This window comes from Streptomyces sp. NPDC029674 (genome assembly GCF_044903205.1).
Classification (GTDB): Bacteria; Actinomycetota; Actinomycetes; order Streptomycetales; family Streptomycetaceae; genus Streptomyces.
This window is the reverse complement of record NZ_JBJDPY010000010.1, coordinates 216054-240090: the sequence shown is the minus strand read 5'-3', so window position 1 is coordinate 240090 and position 24037 is coordinate 216054. Positions and strand designations below refer to the sequence as shown.

Here is a 24037-nt window from a genome sequence, read left to right as displayed (position 1 = left end):
GATGGCGTCACGCGTCGCGGCGGCACACCACGGCCACCGCCACGATCACCGCGAGCCCGTTGAGGGGCTCGTCGAACAGCAACACCGGAGGGTCTCCGGCCGACCGGCGGGACTGCCACGATCGACGGCCGCCCGTTCCGGACACGCCCGCGCAGCCTGCCGGCACGTCGGCGCGCTGCTCGATGCGGGCGACGTGCACGGCGGCCGCACCGCCACGGCCCACCTGTCGGCCCTGGCCCGCGGCAAACCAGGCCGAGCAGCATCCGCAGGGTGGTGGTCTTGCCCGCGCCGTTCGGCCCGAGGAAGCCGGTCACCCTGCCGGGGAGCACGGTGAAGGAGAGACGGTCGACCGCGGTGATGTCGCCGTAGCGCTTGGTCAGTTCGTGCACTTCGATCACGGGCTCCACGCTGCCGCGAGGGGGGCGTTCGTGGCATCGGCCCTCCGGCCCCTCCGGGCCGGTGAAGGTAGCCCGTGGACGTACGTCTTCGGGCCCATGCCCAGGTCAGGGGCGCGCACCTACGATCGATGCATGGACGCGACGCCGGAGGCCCCTGCCCCGCCCACCTCGCCGACCGCGCCGGGCGGTGCGACCGCGGCGGCCCGGGCGGCTTCGCAGGCCCGGTGGCCGTGGGCACGCGCCCGGCTGTCACGCGCCCGGTCGGCCGCCGCCGGACTGTCGCACACGCGGCTGTCACGTGCCCGGCTGCCGCGTGCCCGGTCGGCCGTCGCCGGGTCGTCGCGCGCCCGGCTGTCGCAGCCCCGGCTGTCACGGGTCCGGCCGCCGCGTGCCTGGCTGACGCCGCGCGGCCGGCTGGCACCGAACGCCTGGCTCACACCGGTCGCCTGGTGTGCCGCGCTCGCCTACCCCTTCGCCCTCTACTTCGCGATGCGCGAGGGACGCGGCGGCTTCAGCGCCGCGACCGTCGTTCCGCTGATCCTCCTCACCGCGCTGGTGGGCGTCCTCCTGCGGAGCAGGCCGCTGCCCGCGCTCGCGCTGCTGCTCGCGGGCTGGGCCGTCGCGCGCACGCAGATGCAGAACTCGGAGATCGTGTACTTGCAGGTGCTGCTCGGCGATCTCGCCGTCGGCCACATCGCCGCCGTCCGGCCCCGGCGCACCTCGGTCGTCGCGGCGGCCCTGGCGTTCGGCGCGCAGCTCGGCACGCATCTGACCAGCCTCGGCCAGACTCCGGCCCGGGGCGTCCAGCTCGGCGCGTTCATCGCCCTCGCGACGCTCGCCGCCTGGCTGGCCGGCGACTCCGTACGGGAGCGCCGTGCGCACGCCGAGGCGCTCGGCGCGCGGGCCGCCGAGCAGGCGGTGGCCGCCGAACGGCTGCGCATAGCGCGGGAGTTGCACGACATGATCGCGCACAGCATCGGCGTCATCGCCATCCAGGCGGGCGTCGGAAGCCGCGTCATCGACACCCGGCCCGCCGAGGCGCGCAACGCGCTCGCCACCATCGAGGCGACCAGCAGGGAGACGCTCGCGGGGCTGCGCCGCACACTGGTCGCGCTGCGCGCCTCGTCCGAGCCGTACGTGCCGCTCGACCCGGTCCCCGGCCTCGCGGACCTCGACCGCCTGATCGCCTCGACCGCGGACGCGGGGGTCCGCGCCGACGTGCGCCTGCGCGGTGAACGGCGGCCGCTGCCCGCCGACATCGACCTGGCGGCGTTCCGGATCCTCCAGGAGTCCCTCACCAACGTCGTACGGCACGCGGGGACGGAGAAGTGCCGGGTGACCATCGCGTACGACGCGGACGAGGTGCGCGTCGAGGTGGAGGACGACGGCGACGGCGGTCTCTGCGGGGCCACGGGCCACGGCATCGTCGGCATGCGCGAACGAGTCGGCCTCCTGCGCGGCGGCTTCACGGCGGGCCCGCGCCCGGAGGGCGGCTTCCGGGTGACGGCCCGGCTGCCCGCCCCCGCCGCAACGCCCACGGTGGTCCGATGAGCGGCGGCCGCACCGTACGTGTCGTCCTCGCCGACGACCAGCCGCTCGTCCGCGCCGGGCTGCGTGTGCTGATGGCCGACACCGCCGACATCGAGGTCGTGGGGGAGGCGGGCACGGGGGCCGAAGCGGTGCGGCTGGCCGGGGACGGGCCGGTGGACGTCGTCGTCATGGACATCCGCATGCCGGGCATGGACGGGATCGAGGCCACCCGCCGGATCAGGGAGGGCGGGGGAGAGGCGCGCGTGGTCGTCCTGACGACGTTCGACGACGACGAGTACGTCTACGGGGCGCTGCGGGCGGGTGCGAGCGGGTTCCTCGTCAAGGACATGGCGCTGGACGACATCCTCGCGGCGATCCGGGTGGTCGCCGCCGGGGACGGACTGATCGCGCCGAGCGTCACCCGGCGCCTGATCGAGGAGTTCGCCGCCCGGCCCGAGCCAGGGCCGCCGCCGGAGCCTCCCGCGGTGGAGGGCATCACCGACCGGGAGCGGGAGGTGCTCACGCTCGTCGGGCGTGGTCTGTCCAACGCCGAGATCGCCGCCGAGCTCTTCATCACCGTGGCCACGGTCAAGGCGCACGTGGCGCGCCTGTTCACCAAGCTCGACGCCCGCGACCGGGTCCAGCTGGTCATCATCGCCTACGAGGTGGGGCTGGTGGAGCCCACCCGGTGAGCGTTCGGGTGAACGCGCCAGTGAACACTGGAAGTTTTGCCGACGCGCTGCTTCACTCCTCGCCTACTCACGCGTAATTTGACGCGAGCACGACATGTTGCACTCCCCGCACGGCATCCCCTCGCACCTCCCTTGAGCCGCAAGGAGATCACACGATGCTGCCCTGGAGACGCGCGCTGCGCGCCCTCGCCGCCGCCCTGCTCGTTACGGGCGCGGTCACCCTCGCCCCCGCCGCCACGGCCGCCGCCGACACCGCCCCGTCCGCGACGTCGAGGGGCTGGAACGACTACGGCTGCAAGCCGTCCACCGCGCACCCCCGCCCCGTCGTCCTCGTGCACGGCACGTTCGGGAACTCCGTCGACAACTGGCTCGTCCTCGCGCCCTACCTCGTCAAGCGCGGCTACTGCGTCTACTCCCTGGACTACGGCCAGTTGAAGGGCGTGCCGTTCTTCCACGGCCTCGGCCCCATCGACAAGTCGGCCGAGCAGCTCGACGGCTTCGTCGACAAGGTGCTCGCCTCGACGGGCGCGAAGGAGGTGGACCTCGTCGGCCACTCGCAGGGCGGCATGATGCCCCGCCACTACCTCAAGTTCCTCGGCGGCGCCGACGAGGTGAACGCCCTGATCGGCCTCGCCCCCGACAACCACGGCACCACCCTGCTCGGCCTCACCAGGCTGCTGCCGTACTTCCCCGGCGTCGAGGACCTGCTGACCACCAAGACTCCGAGCCTCGCCGACCAGGTCGCGGGATCGCCCTTCCTGACCAAGCTCAACGAGGGCGGGGACACGGTGCCCGGCGTGCGCTACACCGTCATCGCCACCAAGTACGACGAGGTGGTCACCCCGTACCGCAGCCAGTTCCTCGACGGCCCCGGCGTGCGCAACGTGACCGTCCAGGACCTGTGCCCCGTCGACCTGTCGGAGCACGTCGCGATCGGCATCCTGGACCGCGTCGCCCACCACGAGGTCGCGAACGCCCTCGATCCGGCGCACGCGACCCCGAGTACCTGCCTGTCCTAGGGCCTGTCAGCGGCCGTGGCGGCCGGCCGCGCGGCGCCGCGTCGTGGTGAACATCGCCGCGGCGCCGACGGCGAGAGCGGCGGCACCGCCCATCGCGATGTACGGGGTGTTGCTGTCGCCGCCGGTCTCGGCGAGGTTGTCGTTCGCGGTGGTGACCGGCTTCTCGGCGCCACCGTTGACCTCGGGCGCGTTGCCCGGCGCGTCCCCGGCATCGGCGGCCGGGGCGGCCGGCTCGGCCTCGGTGGCCTCGGCGCCCGTGCCGGCGTCGTCGTCACCGTGCCCGTGGTGCTCGACCGTGGACTTCTCGGCGCCCGCCGCGATGTCGTCGTCCGACGGGGCGGAGGCGGCCGGGGCCGGCGCGGATCCGGAGCCTCCGCTGTCCTTGCCGAAGACGACGTCGGAGCACGTGTAGAACGCCTCGGGGGAATCCGAGCGCTGCCAGATCGAGTAGATCAGGTGACGGCCCTCCCGGGCGGGGATCTTGCCGTCGAAGACGTAGTCGCCGTTCTCCATCTTCGGGTCGGTGACCTTGATGAACGGCTTCTCCTCCAGGTCCGACCACTTCAGGGGCTTCGTCGGGTCGTACGACGCCTTCGTGACGTACAGCTCGAAGGAGCCCTTGTGCGGGGCGGTGCCCTTGTAGCGGAACGTGTGGCTGCCCGCGGCCAGCTTGCTGGACGGCCAGTCGGCGCGCGGCAGGTCGAGGCCCTTGTACTTGTCGTTGCCCGCGCTGCACAGCTTGCCGTCGGGGATGATCTCCTTCGACTTGCCGGCGGCGTTGGCGATGTTCACGCCGTTCCAGTCGTAGAAGGCCTGCGCGCCACTGGCCGCGACAGCGGCCTTGCAGGCGGCCGACTTCGGGGACTCCGGCCCCTCCTGGAAGCAGGCGGAGACCCGGCTGACCGGGTCCGTCATCGAGCCGTGCGCGGCGGCGGGCGTGACCGAAAGGGCGGTCAGGGCGAGCGGCGCGACACCGGCGGCGGCGATGGCGGCGGCCTTGCGGCGGCGTGCGGTCATGGTGGTTCTCCTCAACGACGGTTCAGGGGGTGACCAGAAAGCTAGCCCCTGAAAACCGTGAAAACCCCTGCTGAGGACGGGCGATGGAGATCCTTATGGTCGCTTTAAGGGAGGGCTAACCGGGGGCTCAGGTAGAGCCCCCGTCACGAGGATCAGCCCACGTCGCGAGGGTCACGGGTGCATCCGGGCCCCCTTCAGCACCTTGTCGACCGCGTTGCGCGGCCCGTGGACGGCGAGCCCCACCACGTCCAACTCGTCCCCGGCGACGGCGCGGACGGCCGCCCGGTTGTCGGTGTCGTTGCCGGTGGCGAACAGGTCGGAGGTGAACACGGAGCACGGCAGGCTCCGCCCCAGCGCCCGGCCGCGAGCGGCGGTCAGCACCTCCTTGCCGCCCTCGAAGACGAGCACCGGCTGCCGGAACATCGGCAGATAGGCGGTGCCGTCGGCGTCCTCGTACGGCTCCCCGACGACCTCGGGCACGCGCGTGCCGAGCCCGCTCACGAGGAACGCGGTCACGTTCAGCCGCTGCCAGGTCTCCAGGTCGTCCCGGAGCAGCACGGCGATCTTGGTGTCGAAGCGGACGGGCCGCCGGTCGGTCCCGGTGACCGCGGCGGGTGTCGTGGTGGCGGTGTCTGTGCTCATGCATCGAGACTGCCGATCACCACGCACCCCCGTCTTGTACGTTCTTTGCATGGCGGCCGGCGACGAGATCACCGCGTGGCGCCCCGCGGTGCAGGGCGTCGCGGAGGTCTTCCACGCCCACTTCACGCACCACGCCTACCCCATGCACGTGCACGACACCTGGACGCTCCTGATGGTCGACGAGGGCGCCGTCCGCTACGACCTGGAGCGGAACGCGCACGGCACCCCCCTCGGCACGGTCTCGCTGCTGCCCCCGCAGGTCCCGCACAACGGCTCCGCCGCCACCCCGGACGGCTTCCGCAAACGCGTCCTGTATCTGGAGGCGACGGAGGACGGGCCGCTCGACACGTCGTTCGTCGGGCCCGCCGCGGACACCCCCGTCCTGGTCGACCCGCTGCTGCGGCGCCGCATCGGACAGCTCCACACGGCCCTCGCGCACCCGGGCGACGAACTGGAGGCGGCCGCCCGGCTCGCCCTCGTCGGGGAGCGGCTGCGCGAGCGCCTGCGCCCGCGCCTTGCCGAGGCCGCCCGGCCCGCGCCGGACCACCGGGTCGCGGGCGCCCTGCGCGAACTCCTCGACGCACGCGTGATCGAGGGCATCACCCTGGAGGAGGCCGCCCGCCTCCTGCACGCGCACCCGGCCCACCTGGTGCGCTCCTTCGGAGCGGCGTACGGCATCGCCCCGCACCAGTACCTGATGGCCCGCCGCGTGGACCGGGCCCGCCGCCTCCTGCTGGCCGGGCGGCCACCCGGTGCGACGGCGGCGGCCTGCGGCTTCTACGACCAGTCGCATCTGACGCGGCACTTCAAGCGCGTGGTGGGCGTCCCCCCGGGCCGCTACGCCCGCTGCCGCTGACCCTCACCCTCACCCCACCCACCGGTACCGCCGCTCAGGCCGCCCCGTCCCGCCGTAGCGCAACGTCACCTCGGCGCGGCGCGTGTCCGCGAAGAACTCCAGGTAGCGCCGGGCGCTCACCCGGGACAGCGAGCCGGCCTCCGCGCACTCCGAGGCGGAGAGGCCGCCCGGATGCCTCCGCAGCGTCTGCTCCACCAGGTCCGCCGTGTGCGCCGCAAGCCCTTTCGGCAGCTCGCGGGAGCCCGGCGGCCGCGTCCCGAAGAGCTGGTCGACGTCCTCCTGGCGGGCTTCCCGGAGCCCGTCGAGCCGGGCCCGCAGCGCCGCCACGTGCCGCAACTGCTCATGCAGCGCCGCCTGGTTGAACGGCTTGATCAGATAGTGCAGGGCGCCGGCCCGCAGCGCCGCCCGCACCACCTGCGCGTCCCGCGCCGCCGTGATGAACAGCGCGTCCACCGGCCGCCGCGCCGGATCGCGCTCCTCGGCCGCCCGCAGCTCACGCAGGACCGCGATGCCGTCCATGTCGGGCAGATACACGTCGAGGAGTACGAGATCGGGGCGCAGCCGCTCCACCGCGTCGACCGCCTCGGCGCCGCTGTGCGCGACCCCGACCACGGCGCAGCCGTCCACCGCGGCGACGTACCGACTGTGCAGTTTGGCGACCATGAAGTCGTCGTCCACGACCAGCACCCTTGTCATCGCCGCAGGCTATGGGCGCGACCACAACGACCACAACGTCCGTTGGTTCCGGAAGAGAGACAGGTTGTTAACGCGCGGGCAACATGTGGGCCACCTCACACCCGACTACCGACCGACAGGTGGTGGCACACGTGCGCCTGCGCACCCCCCTCGCCCTGCTCGGGGCCGCCCTCCTCGTACTCGTGGCGCCGCCACTGCTCACCACGGGCAGCGGCGCCGACACCGGCACCCAGATCCCCGGCCTGCGCCTCATGGTCCCCAACACCCCGGGCGGCGGCTACGACATCACCGCACGCACCGCCGCGAAGAACGCCGAGGACGCCGGACTCACCCACAACATCGAGGTGTTCAACCTGCCCGGCGCGGGCGGCACCGTCGGCCTGAGCCGGCTCGTCGGCGAGCACGGCAACGGCAAGCTCGCCATGTCCATGGGTCTCGGCGTCGTGGGCGCCGCCCGCTCCAACCACTCGCCCAAGACCCTCGCCGACACGACGCCCATCGCCCGCCTCACCGAGGAGCAGGACGTCGTTGTGGTCGCCAGGAACTCCCCGTACAAGACCATCGACCAGCTCATCGACGCCTGGAAGAAGAACCCCGGCAAGGTGCCCGTCGGCGGCGGCTCGTCCCCCGGCGGCCCCGACCACCTCGCCCCGATGCTGATGGCCCGCGCCGCCGGCATCGACCCGAAGAAGGTCAACTACGTCCCCTTCGACGGCGGCGGCGAACTGCTCGCCTCCATCCTCGGCAGCAAGGTCGCCTTCGGCGTCTCCGGAGTGGGGGAGTACCTCGACCAGATCAAGTCGGGCGAGCTCAGGCTGCTGGCCGTCACCGGACCGAAGCGGGTGCGCGGCCTCGACGGGCCCACCCTCAAGGAGTCCGGCTACGACGTGGACTTCACCAACTGGCGCGGCATCGTCGCCCCGCCCGGCCTCAGCGGCGCCGAGCGCAAGAAGCTCACCGTGCTCGTCAGGAAACTGCACGCCTCCAAGGAGTGGCGCGACTCCCTGAAGAAGAACGGCTGGGACGACGCCTTCCTCACCGGCGACGCGTTCGGCGACTTCCTGACCGCGCAGGACAAGCGCGTCGTCTCGGTACTGAAGGAGCTGGGACTGTGACCACCACCGACGTCCCCGATGTCCCCGACGTGCCCCACGAGCCGCGGGACCGCCGCGCCTGGCTGCGCGAACACTCCGAACTCGGCGTGTCCGTCCTGCTCCTCGCCCTCGGCGCGCTCGTCCTCACCGACGCCCTCACCATGGACGTCGAGATCACCCAGCGCGGCCCGATCGGCCCGAAGACCGTACCGGTCGCGGTCGGCATCGGACTGCTCGTCGTCGCCGTCCTGCTCGCCATCGACGTGCTGCGCGGCGGCCGCGGCGAGGCCGAGGGCGGCGAGGACATCGACCTGTCCGAACCCGCCGACTGGCGCACCGTGCTGCTCCTGGCGGGCGTCTTCCTCGCCACCGCCGTCCTCATCGAGCCGGTGGGCTTCCCCATCGCCGGGGCGCTGCTCTTCTGGGGCTCCGCCTACGCCCTGGGCAGCCGCCACCTCGACCGCGATCCGCTCATCGCCGCCGCGCTCTCCGTCGTCACGTACGAACTCTTCAACAACCTGCTCGGCGTGCCCCTGCCGGGCGGCCCCCTGATGGGAGTGCTGTGACATGAGCGCCTTCAACTCCCTGATGGACGGCTTCGGCACGGCCCTCACGCCCATCAACCTCCTCTGGGCGGCCGTCGGCGTCCTCCTCGGCACCGCGATCGGCGTGCTGCCCGGCATCGGCCCGGCGATGGCCGTCGCCCTGCTGCTCCCGGTGACGTACGGACTCGAACCGACCGGCGCCTTCATCATGTTCGCGGGCATCTACTACGGCGCGATGTTCGGCGGCTCCACCACCTCGATCCTGCTCAACACCCCCGGCGAGAGCGCCGCCGTCGTCGCCGCCATGGAAGGCCATCCGATGGCCAAGGCGGGACGGGGCGCACAAGCCCTCGCGGCCGCCGCCATCGGCCACTTCGCGGGCGGCATGATCGGCACCCTGCTCCTGGTCGCGCTCGCGCCGACGGTCGCCGACCTCGCCGTCGACATCGGCGCGCCCGACTACTTCGCCATCATGGTCCTCGCGTTCATCGCGGTCACCTCCGTGCTCGGCTCCTCCCGCGTCCGCGGCCTCGCCTCGCTCCTCATCGGCCTGACCATCGGCCTGGTCGGCCTGGACCAGATGACCGGCCAGCAGCGGCTCACGTTCGGCTCGCTCCAACTCGCCGACGGCATCGACGTGGTGATCGTCGCGGTGGGCCTCTTCGCGATCGGCGAGGCCCTCTGGGTCGCCGCCCACCTGCGCCGCACCAGCGCCCGGGCGATCCCCGTCGGCCGCCCCTGGCTGGGCAGGGACGACGTGAAGCGCACCTGGAAGTCCTGGCTGCGCGGCCCCCTCATCGGCTTCCCGTTCGGTGCGATCCCGGCGGGCGGCGCGGAGATCCCGACGTTCCTGTCGTACGTCACGGAGAAGCGGTTGTCGAAGCACAAGGACGAGTGGGGCAAGGGCGCCATCGAGGGCGTCGCGGGACCCGAGTCCGCGTCGTCCGCCTCGGCCGCGGGCACCCTCGTCTCCATGCTCACGCTCGGCCTGCCCACGACCGCCGTCGCCGCCGTGATGCTCGCCGCCTTCCAGCAGTACGGCATCCAGCCCGGACCACTCCTCTTCGAACGCGAGGCGGACCTGGTCTGGGGCCTCATCGCCTCCCTGTTCGTCGGCATGGTGCTGCTCCTGGCCCTGAACCTGCCGCTCGCCCCGCTCTGGGCGAAGCTCCTGCGCATCCCGCGCCCCTACCTCTACGCGGGCATCCTCTTCTTCGCGGCCGTGGGCGCCTACGCGGTCGGCGGCGAAACCGTCGACCTCGTCATCCTGCTCGTCATCGGCCTGATCGGCTTCGGCATGCGGCGCTACGGACTGCCCGTGCTGCCCGCCGTCCTCGGCGTCATCCTCGGCCCGAACGCCGAGCAACAGCTGCGCAGGGCCCTGCAGATCAGCGACGGCAGCGTCCGCGGACTCGTCGACACGCCGTTCTCCGTGACGGTCTATGGACTCGTCGTCCTGATCGTGATGTGGCCCTTGTTGAAGAAGGCGGTGTTGCGGTTGCTCCGGCGTGACGTAGACGTAGAGGCATGACGACACCCGAACACCCCGCGCAGCACACGGACATCCGGCTCGCCACCGCCGCCGACGTACCCGCCGTGCGGGCCGTCACGGACGCGGCGTACCACCACTACATCGAACGCATCGGGCGCGTCCCGAGCCCGATGGAGGCCGACCACGAGGCCGATGTGGCGGCGGGCTTCGTGTACGTCACCGGAGACCCCGTGGTGGGTCTCCTGGTGCTCGTCCCGCGCCCGTACGAGGGCCGGCTCCTCCTGGAGTCGATCGCGGTCCACCCCGATGCCGCCGGGCAGGGGGTGGGCCGCCGCCTGCTCACCTTCGCGGACGACCACGCGCGTGCGCTGGGCCTGATCGAGATCCGCCTCTACACCAACGCGCTGATGTGGGAGAACCAGAAGATCTACCCCCGGTACGGATACGAGTTCGTCGAGCGGCGCGTGGACGGGCCGTACGACCGGATCCACTACCGCAAGCGGCTCCAGGACCGCTGACGGCGTCTCATCCGTGGCGGAATCTCACCCGTCGGGCCACCAGGTCCGCTGGATGTCCTTGCGCACCTCGGGCCTCTCGCGCGGCCGCACCTCGGCCTCCTGGCGCTCCCGCACCCGGCGGCTGACGGGCTTGCCGACGGGTTTGTGCGTGGTCACTCGGCGCATGGCGGCCTCCCTGACTTCCGACTCCCTGCCTTACCGATGTCCATTCGGAGCCCGCCGTAGACCTCTCGGCGCCCGCTTTCTGATCGAGGGCCGATTGTCAGTGGTGGCTGCGACCATCCGGGGATGACGAACAACGAAGCGATCGAGCCAGTCGACTGGGATGCCGCGGCGGCCACCTTCGACGACGAACCGGACCACGGCCTGCGCGACGACACGGTGCGCCTGGCCTGGGCGGACCGTATGCGGGAGTGGCTGCCCGACACCCCCGGTGACGTCCTCGACGTGGGCTGCGGCACCGGCAGTCTCGCCCTGCTCGCCGCCGCGCGGGGCCACCGCGTCACCGCGGTCGACCTGTCGCCGGCCATGGTGGAGCGGGCCCGCGAGAAACTGGCGGGCCGGGACGCCGAGGTTCTGGTCGGCGACGCGGAGCAACCGCCTGTCGGAGAGCGGAAGTTCGACGTGGTCCTGGCCCGGCACATCCTGTGGATGATGCCCGACCCCGAGGCGACCCTGCGGCGCTGGTGCGGCCTGCTGCGCCCTGGGGGCCGGCTGGTCCTGATCGAGGGCGTGTGGGGGACGGTGGCCCCCGCCGGACTGCCGATGTCCCGCCTGGTCTCCGCCCTGACCCCGCTCGTCTCGCACCTCCGCCCCGAGCGCCTGTCGGGCGACGCGCGCCTGTGGGGGAGAGAGGTCGACGACGAGCGGTACGCAGTGGTGGGCGTGGCGCCGCACGCCCCGGCCCGGGCCATCTGACGCTCCACACGGCGATCAGCCGACGAGCAGGCCGCCGCCCCGGGCCATCGCTTCCAGGTCGTCCAGGGCGCGGACCGCCGCGGCCGCCGCCACCGGGTCCGCGGCGGACAGCCCGCTCGCCGCGAACTCGTCCTCGTCCAGGCGCAGTACGGTGCCGCCGTCCGCCGAGCACCACAGGTCCAGGTCCAGGTCCTCCACCGTGAGGACGGCGCCGTCGCGGACGGCGGGCCGGGTCACGTCGCAGTACCAGCCCTTCAGGGTGCCGTCCGCGGCGTACACCTCCTTGATCGCGTACCAGCGGTCGCGCCAGTAGTGCTCGGTGAAGACGTCGCCCGGCTCGAAGCGCACGAAGCCGAAGTCCCGGGCGCCGGGGGCCGCCCAGGGGGCGCGGACGGTGATGCGGACCCCGTCGTCGTGGAGAAGCCGGGCCGGATAGCGGATCTTCGTCCGGCCCGCCTTGACCAGGGCGATCTCCAGCGTGGCCGGCGTGGCCGCCAGGGCCGGGTCAGCCGAGGGTGCGGACATGGCGGACCTCCGTCGCGCAGATCTCGTAACCGAACCACTCGTTGATCGCCAGCATCGGTCCGTTCCCGGCGTCGTTGCCCGTGAACGCCTCCGTGCAGCCCGCCGCGCGGGCCCGGTGCAGGGAGTCGTTCTTGGCGAGCTTGGCCAGGCCGCGGCCGCGGTGGGCGCGCGCGGTCCCCGTCATGTTGGACCCGTAGCGGCCCGCGCCGTCCGCGCGGGCCAGGCTGAACGCCGCCGGGCGGCCGTCGACCAGGGCCACCGTGGTCAGCTCCTGGCTGACCAGCGGGTGCCGCCAGGTCTCGGCGACCCAGTGCTCGTAGTCCGTGAACTCGGCCGCCACGTCGCTCGGTTCGTCCGCCACCGTCTCCGCGTCCAGCGCGAAGAGCGGGCGCGCGTCGTCCGCGAACACCGAACCGCTGACCAGCTCCACCCCGGCCGGCGGCTCCCGGCGGGGCGGCAGCGTGCCCCGCGCCAGGTCCAGGCGGAGGAAGTGCGCGCTGCGCCGGGCCGTGTAGCCGTGGCGTGCGGCGAAGGCGAGGTTCCCGGGCGCGTCGAGCACCCACGAGTAGACGGTCTGCGCGCCCGCGTCCGCCAGGTACTCCTCCGCGGTGCGCAGGAGCAGCGTCCCGGCACCCCTGCCGAGCCGCTCGGGATGCACGTAGATGTTGGCGAAGCCCTGGCCGGGATCGGGGCTGTCGTAGGCGATGCCCACCTGCGCCGTGCCGATGATCTCGCCGTCCACTTCGGCGATCAACTGCCGGTACCGGCAGTCCGGATGGGCGTGGGCCCGGTCGAACGCGACCGAGGCGGGGGTGGCGAGCATGGCGGGCACGCAGGCGCGGCGCACGGCGGCGAAGCCCGCGTCGTCCGCGGCGGCGGTCGGCACGTCGCGGTCGAGGGCTCGGACGATCACTGTCATGGAGCGGCACGCTACGGGCGGGTGCGCCGGGCCGCCTCCCATTTTTCACCGGCGGGGCTTTTCGGCCGCCGCGGCGCACGGCGGTGCCGCCGGGGGCGCGGCGTGCGGGACAATCGCTCCGTGACGCTGAAGATCGACATCGATGGGGGCGCGGGCGACGCGCCGTACGAGCAGGTGCGGGCCCGGATCGCCGAGCAGGCGAGGTCCGGGGCGCTGCCGGTCGGCTACAAGCTGCCCACGGTCCGGGGACTCGCCGAGACCCTCGGGCTCGCCGCGAACACGGTGGCCAAGGCCTACCGGGCGCTCGAGTCCGACGGGGTCATCGAGACGCGGGGGCGCAACGGGACGTTCGTCGCGGCGGCGGGTACGGCGGCCCGCGCCGCCTCGGCGGAGGCGCAGGCCTTCGCCGAGCGCGCCCGGCGGGTCGGGCTCTCGGAGGAGGACGCACTCGCCGTGGCGCGGGACGCGCTGCGCGCGGCTTACGGAACCTCCGGCTAGCGCCGCCGACGGGGACGCGCGGCCTTCGGCGGGGATCTACAGATACAGCCCCGAGTCCGCGCCCTCCCGCTGGTCCGGTACCGACGTCGGGGACGTGCCCCGGCGCAGGGCGAAGAGCTCGGCGAGGGTGGCGCCCTCGCGGCCCACGCCCTCCTCCGTGCCGAGCCAGTCCACCGCCTCGGAGCGGGTCAGCGCGCCGACCTCGATGCGGGCCAGACAGCGGCCGGGGCGGACCACGGCCGGGTGCAGGCGCTCCAGGTCCTCGTTGGTGGTCACGCCCACCAGCACGTTCCGGCCCTGGCCGAGCAGCCCGTCCGTGAGGTTGAGCAGGCGCGAGAGCGCCTGGCCCGCCGTGTGCTTCGCCTCGCCGCGGATCAGTTCGTCGCAGTCCTCCAGGAGCAGCAGCCGCCAGCGGCCCTTCGCCGTCCCGTCGTCCTCGCCGATCGCGATGTCCATGAGGTAGCCGACGTCGCTGAACAGCCGCTCCGGGTCCAGCACGCAGTCCACCTGGCACCAGTCACGCCACGACCGCGCGAGCGTCCGCAGCGCCGACGTCTTGCCCGTGCCCGGCGGCCCGTGGAGGAGCAGCAGCCGGCCCGCGATGTCCTCGGGCACCGTCTTCATCAGCTTGTCCATGGCGTCGGCGACGGGCGCCGTGTAGTTGGGCCGCACCTCCTCCCACGTACCGGCGGAGATCTGCCGAGTGGTGCGGTGCGGGCCGCGCCGCGGGGAGACGTACCAGAAGCCCATGGTCACGTTCTCCGGCTGGGGTTCGGGCTCGTCCTGCGCGCCGTCCGTGGCCTGCTTCAGCACGCTCTCGGCGAGTTCGGCGGTGGTCGCCGTCACCGTGACGTCCGCCCCGCGGTTCCAGCGGGAGACCAGCAGCGTCCAGCCGCCGCCCTCGGCGAGCGTCGCGCTGCGGTCGTCGTCGCGGGCCTGGCGCAGCACCTTCGCCCCCGGCGGCAGCAGCGTGGAACCGGACTTGACCCGCTCGATGTTCGCGCTGTGCGAGAAGGGCTGCTCGCCCGTCGCGAAACGGCCGAGGAAGAGCGCGTCCACGACATCGGACGGGGAGTCGCTGTCGTCGACGTTGAGCCGGATCGGCAGGGCGTCCTGGGGATTCGCAGACATGCCGACATGATCCGGCACGTACCTGCCCCCGCGCACCCAATTTGCGCAGGCGCTCCACTTGCGCCGTTCGTGCTTCCGAGCGCTGTGACCGCCGTCAAGAGCTGTGGTGCGGAACCTGTCCTACCGCCTATGACCCCCGATACGCTTGTCGCTGATGGGACGTCATCGGTGGTTTTCGGAAGCACGGCGGTGGCGACTCGCCGCACTGCTCGGAGTCGGTCTGGCCGTTCTGGCCCTGGTGATCACGTTGGTCAACACACTTCCCGGTGGCGGTGGCAGCACCGAGGGCACCACCCGGGACGGCGACAAGGTGCACGGCACGCCCGCGGTCCCCAAGGACGCCGAGCCGGAGGTCGGCTGGGGCTTCACCCACACCCAGTACAGCGCGGACGAGGGCGAGGAGGAAGCCGTCGAGCGCGTCCGCGCCGGACTCGCGGGACAGGGGCGGCCCATCCCGCAGATCCAGCACATCATGGGCTGGGGCGCGGGCAACCCGGAGCCGGTCGACGGCCGTTACGACTTCTCCGACATGGACCGCCGGATGGACTTCGTCCGGGCGAGCAAGGGCACGCCCGTGGTCACGCTGTGCTGCGCACCGGACTGGATGAAGGGCGGCGAGCCCGGCGCGGAGAACACCGACTGGAGCCAGGAGGCTCTGGAGACAGCCCCGGAGCCCGAGCACTACGACGACTACGCGCGGCTCGCCGCGACGGTCGCCAAGCGCTATCCCGACGTACGCCACTTCGTCGTCTGGAACGAGTTCAAGGGCTTCTGGAACGACGAAGAGGCCCGCTGGGACTACGAGGGCTACACCGAGCTCTACAACCTCGTCCACCGCGAGCTCAAGAAGGTCAACAAGGACATCATGGTCGGCGGCCCCTACCTGGTCATGGACAGCATCGACCCCCGCCAGACCGAGAACGCCTCCGAGGTGGAGGGGGAGTGGGGCCGGCTCGACCAGCGGCCTCTCGACGCCTTCGCGTACTGGAACAAGCACAAGAGGGGCGCGGACTTCGTCGTCGTCGACGGCGCCAGCTACACCGCCGACGACGAGATGCTGCCCGACGAGTTCGGGGCCACCGAGAAGTTCACGGCCGTCGGCGAGTGGGTGCGCGAGCAGGTCGGGGACCTGCCCTTGTGGTGGGCCGAGTACTACGTGGAGCCCGGTGACAGCCAGGACAACCGCGACGACTGGTCCGAGACGCACCGCGTGGCCGTCCACGCCTCGGGCCTGATGGCGATCGCCCGCGGCGGCGCCACCAGCGGCTTCTACTGGAACCCGCAGAAGCGCGGGAAGAAGTGCGCGGGCTGCCTCTGGACGTCCACGCAACTGCCGGACGGCGGCACCGAGTTGCCGATGATGAGACTCGTCGCCCGGTTCGGCGAGGAGTTCGGCCCCGGCACGAAGTACGAGAAGGTGACGGTCGCCGCCGACGACCGGTCCGACGTCCGCGTCCTCGCCGACGACGAGGCGGTCCTCGTGGTGAACACCCTCGACCGGCAAACCAGCGCGAAGGTCGACGGACAACGGCTCGACATGGCGGCGTACGAGGTGAAGTGGCTCGAGCGCTGAGCCACCCCCCCGCCCCTTTACTCACGCCATCGTCACGAACCGCTGGATCAGTGAGGCGAGCAGCACCGCGAGCAGCGGCAGCGAGAACCAGAAGCTGCCCTGCAGCCGGCGCTGCTGCCGCACGCTCGGGGCCGTGGCGACCCGCACCAGCTCGCGCCCCACGAGAAGCAGCACCAGCGCCACGGCGGCAAGGCCGCCCACCACCGACCACGGCGTCCAGGTCACCTTCGGCCCTGCCGGGCCAGGATCGGCCTCCGGCGCCGCGCCGTCCGGCTGCTCGCTCAGCGTGTACAGGGTCGCGTCGGCGTTGCTGAAGACCTTCTTGAGGTCCTTGCGGTCATCGAGGTTGCGGACGAGCCGCGTCTCCCACGTCGTCGAGTAGCCGGCGTCCAGCTGCAGGAAGGCCGTCTGACTGCGGTTGATCATCAGGTACGAGTTGGGGCCTTCGTCCTTGAGGGCCTTCACGAGGCCGGACACCAGGACCGGATCGGCGGGCGCGAGCGTCGGGATGTACTCCACCTTCTCCATGTCCCGGGAGCCCCACGGGATCGACGGCGTCACGTTGTTGACCGTGTCGTTGCTCATCCAGAGCAGCCGCGCCGTCGGCTCGTCGTGCGCGTACACGTACTCCATGGCCGCGACCTCGCCCGGGCGGACCCGCTCGAAGGGCTCGTTGCCCCAGCGGGCCACCAGGAAACCGCCCATCAGGACCAGCCCGGCCAGCAGCGCGGCCGGCGGCGCGAGGCTCACCCGGTCCCGGTCGCGCTCCTTCGGCGTGATGCCCGCGCGCGGGAACAGGGCGAGGCCCGCGAGGAGCGCCGCCCCCGGCAGCGCGAACATGAAGACGCGCAGCGCCATCTCACCGCCGTACGACTGCATGCCGAAGCCGAGGAACGGCACGAAGGTGAGGACGAGGAGCGAGCGTTCGCTGTACTTGCAGAAGCGCCGCCGCCACCAGCCCCAGCAGGCGAACGCCATGACACCGCCGGCCATCGCCACGCGCACGTACAGCACCAGTTGGTGGGTGGAACTGCCGCCCTCGATGCGCCCGGAGACCGACGACGACACATTGCCGCCGACGCCGCCGACCCCGCCGAACAGCTCGTCGAAGTGGCCGGACCAGTACGGCTCGGCGAGGAACCCGAGCCACACGAGGACGAGCACCCCGAAGAGGATCGGCAGGCCGCGCAGCTCCGAGCGGCCGACCAGGACGAGCACCGTCAGCACGCCGAGCATCACGAACGGCGTGAGCTGGTGCGCGGGGACCGTCGCCGCGAAGAGCCCGATCAGGACCAGGAGCAGCACCGCGCGCTCGGTGCGGCCGGCCGGCTCCACCTCGGTCTCGCCCGGGCGCCGCTTGGTCCACAGCACGCGGGGGGCCCGGAACCACACCAGGAGCACGGCGACGAAGGCGATGTAGAGGAGGTACGTGAAGCCCTGCGGGGAGAAGTAGTCCTGGCCGACCCAGCCGCTCAGGACGAAGATCCACAGCCCGGCCCACTTGGCGCGCCAGGCCGCCCGCACGGAGCGCACGAGCAGGAACATCGGGGCCAGGTAGAGCACTTGGATCACCGTCGGCCACCAGCGGATCACCTCGGTCATGTCCGAGACGCCGCACGCCTCCGCGACGAAGGTAGCGGCGGCGAAGAACCCCGGCCAGCTCCAGCGCGCGTCCAGATCGGGCACCGCCGTGCCGGTCCGGTCGACGTACTCCATGAAGCCCAGGTGCTGCCAGGCCGTGGCGAACCGCGGCTCGGCCTCGATGACCGCGGGCAGCGCGTGCAGCGACACCACCGTGGCGAGCAGGGTGAGCAGGAGAAGGCTCTTGACCGGCCGGTCCATCCAGAGCAGGACGGCGAACACGACGACCAGGAGGGCGGCGCCGACCAGCGTCGGCGTCGGCAGCACGGAGATCAGCCCGAGCCCGCCCATGTCGTCCAGGTCCTGCTCGCCGAGGCCGAGGACGGGCAGCCAGTACAGTGCGAGCGCGGCGGCGAGGAGCAGCGCCATGACGAGGACGTGGCGGCGGGGGGCGGGGGGCGGCGGAGCCGGTTCTTCGGGGTCGGCGGGTTCCGGCGGCTCCGGGACGACGACGTCCGCCAGCTCCGCGGGCTCATATACGGGTACAGGTACGGATGCGGGCTCGGGCTCCGGTTCCGGCTCCGTGACGGGGGTCGTGCCCGGCCCGGCCGGGGATCTCAGCGCCCAGGTCGGCCGGCGGTCCACGTCGTCCCCCTCGCTCCGCACCGCGGGCGTTCCCGCGGCGGGCGTGCCAGGACCGGGCCGCACGTCCGGCCTGCGCTCCTGGTGTTCGAAGTCGAGCTGCACGGCGAGCTGGAGGGTATCCGAGTCGAGCGACTCGCGCAGCGCCCACGCGGGCCCGTGACGCTCCTTGCGCGTATTGCCCCTGTCCGAAGCCTCCGAAGTCTGCGAAGCCCTGGCGGTCCCCGCGGGCGCGTCCGGCGTGCCCAGATCGGCCAGGTCCCCGTCGGGCGCCGCCACGGCCTTCCCCGAGGGCGCCGCCCGCACCACGCGGTACAGCTTCGGCGCCGCGATGGCCACGATCACCGTCAGGCTGACGACCTCCGCGATGCCCGCGCCGGTCAGCCCCATCCGCGGCAGCAGGATCAGCGTGAGGCCCAGCACCAGAACGCACAACAGCCCCTGCATCCAGGCGATCCCGGTGGTCCTGCTCTGCGCGCGCTGCACCGCGAAGTACGTCTCCATGACGACCCGCAGCAGCGCCCCCACCGCGAACCAGCGCAGCAGCGGAGTGGCCGCGTCCGCGTACCCCCGGCCGAACATGCTCAGAATCAGCGGCGCGGCCAGGAAGAGGATCCCGCAGACCGGCAGCATGATCATCCCCATCCGGCGGAGCGCCGAGCGGGTGTTGGCGGCGAGCAGTGCCGGGTCGTGCGCGCCCTCCACGGTCAGCGACGCGCCCATGTTGATGGCCAGCAGATTGACCGTGCTGCCGATGGTGGTGGTGATGTAGAAGTACGCGTTGTCGACCGAGCTGACCTGCGACGCCACGATCACCGGGACGAGGTAGACCACGGCGAGCGAGAAAAGTGAGCCGGTGTAGTCGCCGGCGAGGAAGCGGCCGATCTCGCGCAGCGTCGGCGGCTGCGCCTTCCCCTCGGTGGCCTTCGTGTGCCGCGGCACCAGGCGCCGGAATACCAGCCAGCCGAGCGGGATCACCGACACGAGGATCGAGGCGACCCAGGAGACGAAGACGCCGGCGGTGGGGATCGCGGCGGCGATGGCGATGAGCAGCGCGAGCTTGGCGACCGAGAAGGCGGTGTTGCCCACCGGCACCCAGAGCGCGCTGCGCAGCCCGGTCAGGACGCCGTCCTGCAGCGTCAGGATCGACCAGGCCACCACGGCGAGTATGAAGCCGACGCCGTGGACGGGGCCGTGCAGGAAGCGGTACGAGGGACCCCAGAGGTCCAGCGTGAGCAGGAAGATCACGGCGGCGAGCGCCACCACGGCGGAACTGCCCGCGTACGTACGGAAGATGAGCTTGCCGGTGGCGCGCCCCGCGACGGGGATGAACCGTGCGAGGGCCCCCATCAGCGTCAGCGCGGCGAGCCCCGCGAGGAGCTTCATCGCGGCGATCGCCGCCGAGCCCTGGCCGACCGCCGACTCCGAGTAGTACCGGGCGGCGGCCAGCCAGAAGCCGACGCCGAGCACGCCGGAGATGCCGGTGTTGAGCATCAGCGCGTACGCGTTGCGGAACAGCGGGCTGGGCCCGTCGCCGCGGCCCGGCAGGCGCAGCCCGCGGGACTTGCCGGACTTGCGGGACTTGCCGGACGGCGTCCGGCCCCCGGTGCTCGGGGAGCCGGTGGCGCCGGCCTTGGCCGTGGTCGTGTCAGACACGGGAACGTATTGCCTTCCGGCGGAGCTGCCGGGCTCTGCGGACCACGGCGTACCCCTTGGTCAGGACGCGGTCCTTGGCGAAGGCGCGGCCGATCCCGCAGCCCGACACGAGCCGCTCGAACTCCTCCGCCCCGGTGGTGCGGCGCACGGTCACGCGCCGCAGCGCGTACGGCCCCTGGCACCGCGACGCCAGGCGGTTGCCGACGGCGAGCGCCTGGCCGAACCCCGTCTCGCGCACGTGGTCGCGGACCCGGCGGCTGGAGTAGCCGTACGGGTACGCGAAGGACACGGGCCGGGTGCCCGTCTCCTCGGTGAGGATGTCGTGGCAGCGCCTGAGTTCGAACCGGAGCTCGTCGTCGTCCAGCTGGTCGAGTTCGGGGTGTGTGTGGCTGTGCCCGCCGATCTCGGCCCCGGCGGCGGCGAGTTCGCGCACCTGGTCCCAGTCGAGCATGCGGTCCAGGGCGCCCCCGGTGTCGTGCTTCCCGCGCAGCCAGCCGGTGGAGACGAACAGGGTCGACGCGAAGCCGTGCCCGGCGAGCACCGGCAGCGCGTACCGGTGCACGCCCTCGTAGCCGTCGTCGAAGGTGATCAGGACGGGCCGCTCGGGCAGCGACCGGCCCGGTGAGCGCCAGGCGGCGGCCAGCTGGGCGGTCGTGAGCGGCGTGCACCCGCGCTCCGCGAGCGTCTTCATCTGGCGCTCGAAGGCGTCGGGCGAGACCGACAGCTCGCGCGTCGCGGCGTTCGGCACGCGCGCCACGGAGTGGTACATCAGTATCGGCACGGGTCCCGTGCTCATGCGGCAGCCCCCTCGCCGCCCGTGTCTGCCGTCCCGGCGATCTCCACCACCGAGAACGTCGCGCCTCCCCTGCGCGCACGGACGCTCCCGATTACGTACCCCCCTGCCGCGGTGAGCACTCCCGCCACGATGGCCCCCGCACGACCCGCACCGCCCGGGCGGCCGAGCGCCGCGTCGCGCAGACCGCGGGCGACCCCGGCGGGCAGCACGCGCGTGGTGTAGCGCCGCTCGGACTCGAGTCCCTTGGCGGCGCCGACACTCCGGGAGACGAGCGCCTTGGAGAGGCCTTCCGCGTACGTCCTCGTACGGAAGTAGCGGAACCGTTCCCGCACGGCGGGCACCCGGTGGTGGATCACCGAGCGGTCGTCGATGAGCAGGACGGCGTCCGGTCTCGCGCGGCTGAGGCGGATGCAGAACTCGGTCTCCTCGCAGCCCAGCGGCCGCTTGTCGCCGTCCCGCCCGATGCCCGTGGCGAAGCCGCCCGCCGCGTCGAAGGCGGTGCGCCGGAACGAGGCGTTCCCACCGAGGACGTTGCGCACCCGCACCCGTCCCCGGGGCAGCCCCTTGTACGTGCAGCCGACCACCCAGTCGAACTCCTCGGGGAACCAGCGGGGCCGCCGGCCCGACTCCCAGGCGGGCATCGTGCGGCCGCCGACGGCGAGGACCCGCGGATCCTCGAACGCCTCGGCGAAGTGCCGCAGCCAGTCCCGCTCGGCGACGGCGTCGTCGTCGAGGAAGGCGATGATGTCGCCGCGGGAGGCGGCGATCCCGGTGTTGCGGCCCGCCGAGAGGCCGCGCGGGCCCGCGTTCGCGAGCACCCGCACGTCCTCGGTCTCCTTGTACTCCTTGGTGAGACGTGCCAGGAGCGAGACGTTGTGGTCGACCACGAGCAGGGTTTCCAGGGCCGTCAGTGACTGCGCGCGCACCGAGGAGACCGCCGCGAGGATGTCCTCCCAGCGGTCCTCGGTGTACACGCAGATGACCACGGTGGTCTCCGCGTTCAAGACACCTCTCCCTGACCGGCACGGAGGGGCAGGCCCCGGCCGCCCTTGCGCCGTGCGCCGCGCCTGCCGCGGCTGGAGCGCTCGGAGAGGATCACCTTCAGCACCCGGAGGCCGTCCCGGACGGCTCTGAGGTTGCTGGTGCCGTGGATCCGCAGGTACTCGTGGCTCGGGATCTCCTGGACCTTGAGGCCGGCCTTGACGACCCGGATGTTCATCAGGGTCTCGACCTCGAAGCCGGTGCAGTCGAGCTCGATCTTGTCGAGGCAGTGCCGCCAGAAGGCGTTGTAGCCGTAGCACAGGTCGGTGTAGCGGGCGCCGAACTTGGTGTTCACGACGGAGCACAGGACGTGGTTGCCGAGCTTGCGGATCGGCGTCATGTCGTCCGTGCCGCCGCCGTTGGCGAACCGGGAGCCCTTGGCGAAGTCGGCGCCCGAGACGAGGGCGGAGACGTAGGAGACGATCTCGTTGCCGTCGGCGGAGCCGTCGGCGTCGACCATCACGATGATGTCGCCCGTGCAGGCGGCGAAGCCCGTGATGAGGGCGTCGCCCTTGCCCTTGCCGAGCTGGCGGACGACTTTCACGTCCGGCCACAGTTCGCGGGCGACGGCCACCGTGTCGTCGGTGGAATTCCCGTCCACGAGGACGACCTCGTGGATCCAGTCGGGAAGTGTCTTGAAGACGTACGGAAGATTCTCCGCTTCGTTCATGGCGGGAATCACCACACTGACCGGCGGTGTGATCGCCAAGTGTGTGGAGATCCGGCGGTAGTTCCTGGTGATCTCGTCCAACGGGACGTGTCCGGCGGCTGCCGGGCGCACAGAAGAAGTCATGAGTCCGGTGATCCCTCTCGTCCGGTGGACCGCCCGCCCCCGGGCGGTCCGGTAATTGATCCGGTTCGAAAGGGGGGTTCTCATTCGAGCATGACGAAATAGCACTCCGTGCATGCCGAGTGAGCTGGCGTTTGCGCGGGTCGTGGCTCGGTCGACGAGCGGTCGCCGAGCACGGCACCCCCCTACCGCGCCCCGCACCGGCACCATCGCGATCTTGAGCCCTCCCCTAGATCGCATTGCGTGATGGACCGTTGCGGGTGGATGTACGACGGTATTGATGATTGAGACTGTATGGCAAGACCTGGAGCGTGGTCCCACGTTTTTCATGATTTGAGTAAATCTGTGCGATCACATTCGGATCGGCTTAATTTCCGCCCCTAGATCGAATTCGACCGACAATCTTGAGCAGTTTGTCGGCCGGTTCGAAGAATTCCGGTCGTGACTGCACGGTGTTGCGCAGCGCCCTGACCGGGGCACGCCGTGCCCGGTGTCCGAACGCCACTGGATGACGGCGCGCCACCCACCCCTCGGACACGACCAGTTCCCGTGTCTTGAGGGAGTCCTTGTAGGCCTTCTGGCCGCGGCCGAGATCGATGTGCGCGATCCCGTCGGCGGCCGCCCCTTCGGCCATGTGCAGATGCATGACGAGGCCGGGTGAGTACTTCGCGTACGCCGGGTCGTACGCCGGGAACCAGCAGGTGTGGATCCGCTCGGAGCGCAGCCCGAAGTGCGCGGCGACCGGCACGTCGGCGGCGTAGAGGACGGAGAGGACCCCGGCGAACGAGTCGGCGCGGGTGTGGAAGAGCCGGCGCACCACCCGGACGATCCAGGGCTGCGCGAAGCGGTCGCTGCGGCCCGTCCTGCGGTACTGCGCGGACTTCCAGCCCATCAGCGTGGCGAGGGCCGCGGGGTCGCGCTCGTCGTGCACGTACCGCAGGGGGCCGTGGTGGCGGCCCAGTCTGCGCTCCTTGGCGAGCGTCGCCTTGATGAACTTCGGGGAGCGCTCGCGGAGATGGCCGAGGTAGGTGCCGTACCCCTGGTCGAGATCGATGACGGGGGAGGCGAAGGTGCCGGATGCGTGTGCCTCGAACGGCGCCTGGCCCGCCACCAGGTGATCGAATTCCCACAGGGAGAGCCCGCAGGCCCGCAGCAGCTCCCGGGCGTCCCAGTCGAAGCCCGGCCGGTGCACCAGGCCCTGGCAGTCGGAGATGCCGAGACCGATGGCCCGGCCGACGCCGGTGGCCGATCTCTGGAAGGGGAGGAACGCGGCGGGCTCGCCGTCCTCGCGCGCGACGGCGATCCGCACCCCGCGCCGCTCGTGCCCGATCGCGAGGGCGAACTCGGGGGAGAGGAAGGGGTTGGCGAGATCGGTCGAGCCGTGGAGGTGCGCCTTGGACTGCAGCGCGGTCCACGCCGCCCGGTCGGCGGCGGTGAGTTCGCCAGGGCGGTGCACGGTGATGTTCAC

General features: G+C 72.0%; 24 protein-coding genes. 11 read left to right on the top strand and 13 right to left on the bottom strand.

Annotation, left to right across the window (positions count from 1 at the left end):
• Positions 1-7 precede the first annotated feature (7 nt).
• Complete coding sequence (locus tag ACI2L3_RS24865; RefSeq protein WP_404754671.1) at positions 8-223, bottom strand: hypothetical protein; 216 nt, start codon at positions 221-223, stop codon at positions 8-10.
• Between the two features lie 307 nt (positions 224-530).
• On the opposite strand from ACI2L3_RS24865, the gene ACI2L3_RS24860 reads away from it, so the two are divergent.
• The 3 genes from ACI2L3_RS24860 to ACI2L3_RS24850 all read left to right on the top strand — a co-directional run bounded on the left by ACI2L3_RS24860 (position 531) and on the right by ACI2L3_RS24850 (position 3639).
• Positions 531-1949 (top strand): sensor histidine kinase, encoded by a 1419-nt coding sequence (locus tag ACI2L3_RS24860; RefSeq protein WP_404754593.1) that lies wholly within the window; start codon positions 531-533, stop codon positions 1947-1949.
• Positions 1946-2620, top strand: a complete 675-nt coding sequence (locus ACI2L3_RS24855; RefSeq protein WP_404754592.1) for a response regulator — start codon at positions 1946-1948, stop codon at positions 2618-2620. The genes ACI2L3_RS24860 and ACI2L3_RS24855 overlap by 4 nt, the downstream gene beginning before the upstream one ends.
• A gap of 155 nt (positions 2621-2775) precedes the next feature.
• A complete protein-coding gene (locus tag ACI2L3_RS24850; RefSeq protein ID WP_404754591.1) occupies positions 2776-3639 on the top strand; it encodes an esterase/lipase family protein in 864 nt (287 codons plus the stop codon).
• A gap of 6 nt (positions 3640-3645) precedes the next feature.
• Here ACI2L3_RS24850 and ACI2L3_RS24845 read toward each other — a convergent pair whose 3' ends face one another.
• A complete protein-coding gene (locus tag ACI2L3_RS24845; RefSeq protein WP_404754590.1) occupies positions 3646-4656 on the bottom strand; it encodes a lytic polysaccharide monooxygenase in 1011 nt (336 codons plus the stop codon).
• A gap of 171 nt (positions 4657-4827) precedes the next feature.
• Positions 4828-5298 (bottom strand): DUF2000 family protein, encoded by a 471-nt coding sequence (locus ACI2L3_RS24840; protein ID WP_404754589.1) that lies wholly within the window; start codon positions 5296-5298, stop codon positions 4828-4830.
• A gap of 49 nt (positions 5299-5347) precedes the next feature.
• On the opposite strand from ACI2L3_RS24840, the gene ACI2L3_RS24835 reads away from it, so the two are divergent.
• Positions 5348-6154, top strand: a complete 807-nt coding sequence (locus tag ACI2L3_RS24835) for an AraC family transcriptional regulator (protein WP_404754588.1) — start codon at positions 5348-5350, stop codon at positions 6152-6154.
• A 9-nt stretch (positions 6155-6163) separates the two neighbouring features.
• Here the strand turns inward: ACI2L3_RS24835 and ACI2L3_RS24830 are convergent, their stop codons facing one another.
• Positions 6164-6850 carry a response regulator gene (locus ACI2L3_RS24830; RefSeq protein ID WP_404754587.1) on the bottom strand — a complete coding sequence of 229 codons (687 nt, stop codon included), beginning with the start codon at positions 6848-6850 and terminating at the stop codon, positions 6164-6166.
• A gap of 131 nt (positions 6851-6981) precedes the next feature.
• Here ACI2L3_RS24830 and ACI2L3_RS24825 point away from each other — a divergent pair, with 131 nt between their 5' ends.
• The 4 genes from ACI2L3_RS24825 to ACI2L3_RS24810 are packed head-to-tail and all read left to right on the top strand — an operon-like array spanning position 6982 to position 10499.
• Positions 6982-7965: a Bug family tripartite tricarboxylate transporter substrate binding protein gene (locus ACI2L3_RS24825; protein ID WP_404754665.1), complete on the top strand. Its 984-nt coding sequence runs from the start codon at positions 6982-6984 to the stop codon at positions 7963-7965.
• Positions 7962-8510 carry a tripartite tricarboxylate transporter TctB family protein gene (locus ACI2L3_RS24820; protein WP_404754586.1) on the top strand — a complete coding sequence of 183 codons (549 nt, stop codon included), beginning with the start codon at positions 7962-7964 and terminating at the stop codon, positions 8508-8510. The genes ACI2L3_RS24825 and ACI2L3_RS24820 overlap by 4 nt, the downstream gene beginning before the upstream one ends.
• 1 nt (position 8511) lies before the next feature.
• Positions 8512-10020 (top strand): tripartite tricarboxylate transporter permease, encoded by a 1509-nt coding sequence (locus ACI2L3_RS24815; protein ID WP_404754585.1) that lies wholly within the window; start codon positions 8512-8514, stop codon positions 10018-10020.
• Positions 10017-10499, top strand: a complete 483-nt coding sequence (locus ACI2L3_RS24810) for a GNAT family N-acetyltransferase (protein WP_404754584.1) — start codon at positions 10017-10019, stop codon at positions 10497-10499. Before ACI2L3_RS24815 ends, ACI2L3_RS24810 begins: the two co-directional genes overlap by 4 nt.
• Before the next feature lie 24 nt (positions 10500-10523).
• Here the strand turns inward: ACI2L3_RS24810 and ACI2L3_RS24805 are convergent, their stop codons facing one another.
• Positions 10524-10664 carry a hypothetical protein gene (locus ACI2L3_RS24805; protein ID WP_404754583.1) on the bottom strand — a complete coding sequence of 47 codons (141 nt, stop codon included), beginning with the start codon at positions 10662-10664 and terminating at the stop codon, positions 10524-10526.
• 123 nt (positions 10665-10787) lie between these two features.
• Here ACI2L3_RS24805 and ACI2L3_RS24800 point away from each other — a divergent pair, with 123 nt between their 5' ends.
• A complete protein-coding gene (locus ACI2L3_RS24800; RefSeq protein ID WP_404754582.1) occupies positions 10788-11417 on the top strand; it encodes a class I SAM-dependent methyltransferase in 630 nt (209 codons plus the stop codon).
• A gap of 15 nt (positions 11418-11432) precedes the next feature.
• On the opposite strand, the gene ACI2L3_RS24795 is transcribed toward ACI2L3_RS24800, so the two are convergent.
• Complete coding sequence (locus ACI2L3_RS24795; protein WP_404754581.1) at positions 11433-11942, bottom strand: DUF402 domain-containing protein; 510 nt, start codon at positions 11940-11942, stop codon at positions 11433-11435.
• Positions 11923-12861: a GNAT family N-acetyltransferase gene (locus ACI2L3_RS24790; RefSeq protein ID WP_404754580.1), complete on the bottom strand. Its 939-nt coding sequence runs from the start codon at positions 12859-12861 to the stop codon at positions 11923-11925. The genes ACI2L3_RS24795 and ACI2L3_RS24790 overlap by 20 nt, the downstream gene beginning before the upstream one ends.
• A gap of 120 nt (positions 12862-12981) precedes the next feature.
• On the opposite strand from ACI2L3_RS24790, the gene ACI2L3_RS24785 reads away from it, so the two are divergent.
• On the top strand, positions 12982-13359 hold the full coding sequence (locus tag ACI2L3_RS24785) for a GntR family transcriptional regulator (protein ID WP_404754579.1): 378 nt from the start codon (positions 12982-12984) through the stop codon (positions 13357-13359).
• A gap of 36 nt (positions 13360-13395) precedes the next feature.
• Here ACI2L3_RS24785 and ACI2L3_RS24780 read toward each other — a convergent pair whose 3' ends face one another.
• Positions 13396-14490: a DUF5925 domain-containing protein gene (locus ACI2L3_RS24780; protein WP_404754578.1), complete on the bottom strand. Its 1095-nt coding sequence runs from the start codon at positions 14488-14490 to the stop codon at positions 13396-13398.
• Between the two features lie 154 nt (positions 14491-14644).
• On the opposite strand from ACI2L3_RS24780, the gene ACI2L3_RS24775 reads away from it, so the two are divergent.
• Positions 14645-16063: a xylan 1,4-beta-xylosidase gene (locus ACI2L3_RS24775; RefSeq protein ID WP_404754577.1), complete on the top strand. Its 1419-nt coding sequence runs from the start codon at positions 14645-14647 to the stop codon at positions 16061-16063.
• Between the two features lie 21 nt (positions 16064-16084).
• On the opposite strand, the gene ACI2L3_RS24770 is transcribed toward ACI2L3_RS24775, so the two are convergent.
• The 5 genes from ACI2L3_RS24770 to ACI2L3_RS24750 all read right to left on the bottom strand — a co-directional run bounded on the left by ACI2L3_RS24770 (position 16085) and on the right by ACI2L3_RS24750 (position 24037).
• Entirely contained in the window at positions 16085-19942 is a 3858-nt protein-coding gene (locus ACI2L3_RS24770) for a lipopolysaccharide biosynthesis protein (RefSeq protein ID WP_404754576.1), read from the bottom strand.
• The gene (locus ACI2L3_RS24765) at positions 19935-20738 is read right to left on the bottom strand and encodes a polysaccharide deacetylase family protein (RefSeq protein ID WP_404754575.1); all 804 of its coding nucleotides are present in this window, start codon (positions 20736-20738) and stop codon (positions 19935-19937) included. Before ACI2L3_RS24765 ends, ACI2L3_RS24770 begins: the two co-directional genes overlap by 8 nt.
• Positions 20735-21742, bottom strand: a complete 1008-nt coding sequence (locus ACI2L3_RS24760; RefSeq protein ID WP_404754574.1) for a glycosyltransferase family 2 protein — start codon at positions 21740-21742, stop codon at positions 20735-20737. Before ACI2L3_RS24760 ends, ACI2L3_RS24765 begins: the two co-directional genes overlap by 4 nt.
• Complete coding sequence (locus ACI2L3_RS24755) at positions 21739-22572, bottom strand: glycosyltransferase family 2 protein (protein ID WP_404754573.1); 834 nt, start codon at positions 22570-22572, stop codon at positions 21739-21741. Before ACI2L3_RS24755 ends, ACI2L3_RS24760 begins: the two co-directional genes overlap by 4 nt.
• 364 nt (positions 22573-22936) lie before the next feature.
• On the bottom strand, positions 22937-24037 hold the full coding sequence (locus ACI2L3_RS24750) for a GNAT family N-acetyltransferase (protein ID WP_404754572.1): 1101 nt from the start codon (positions 24035-24037) through the stop codon (positions 22937-22939).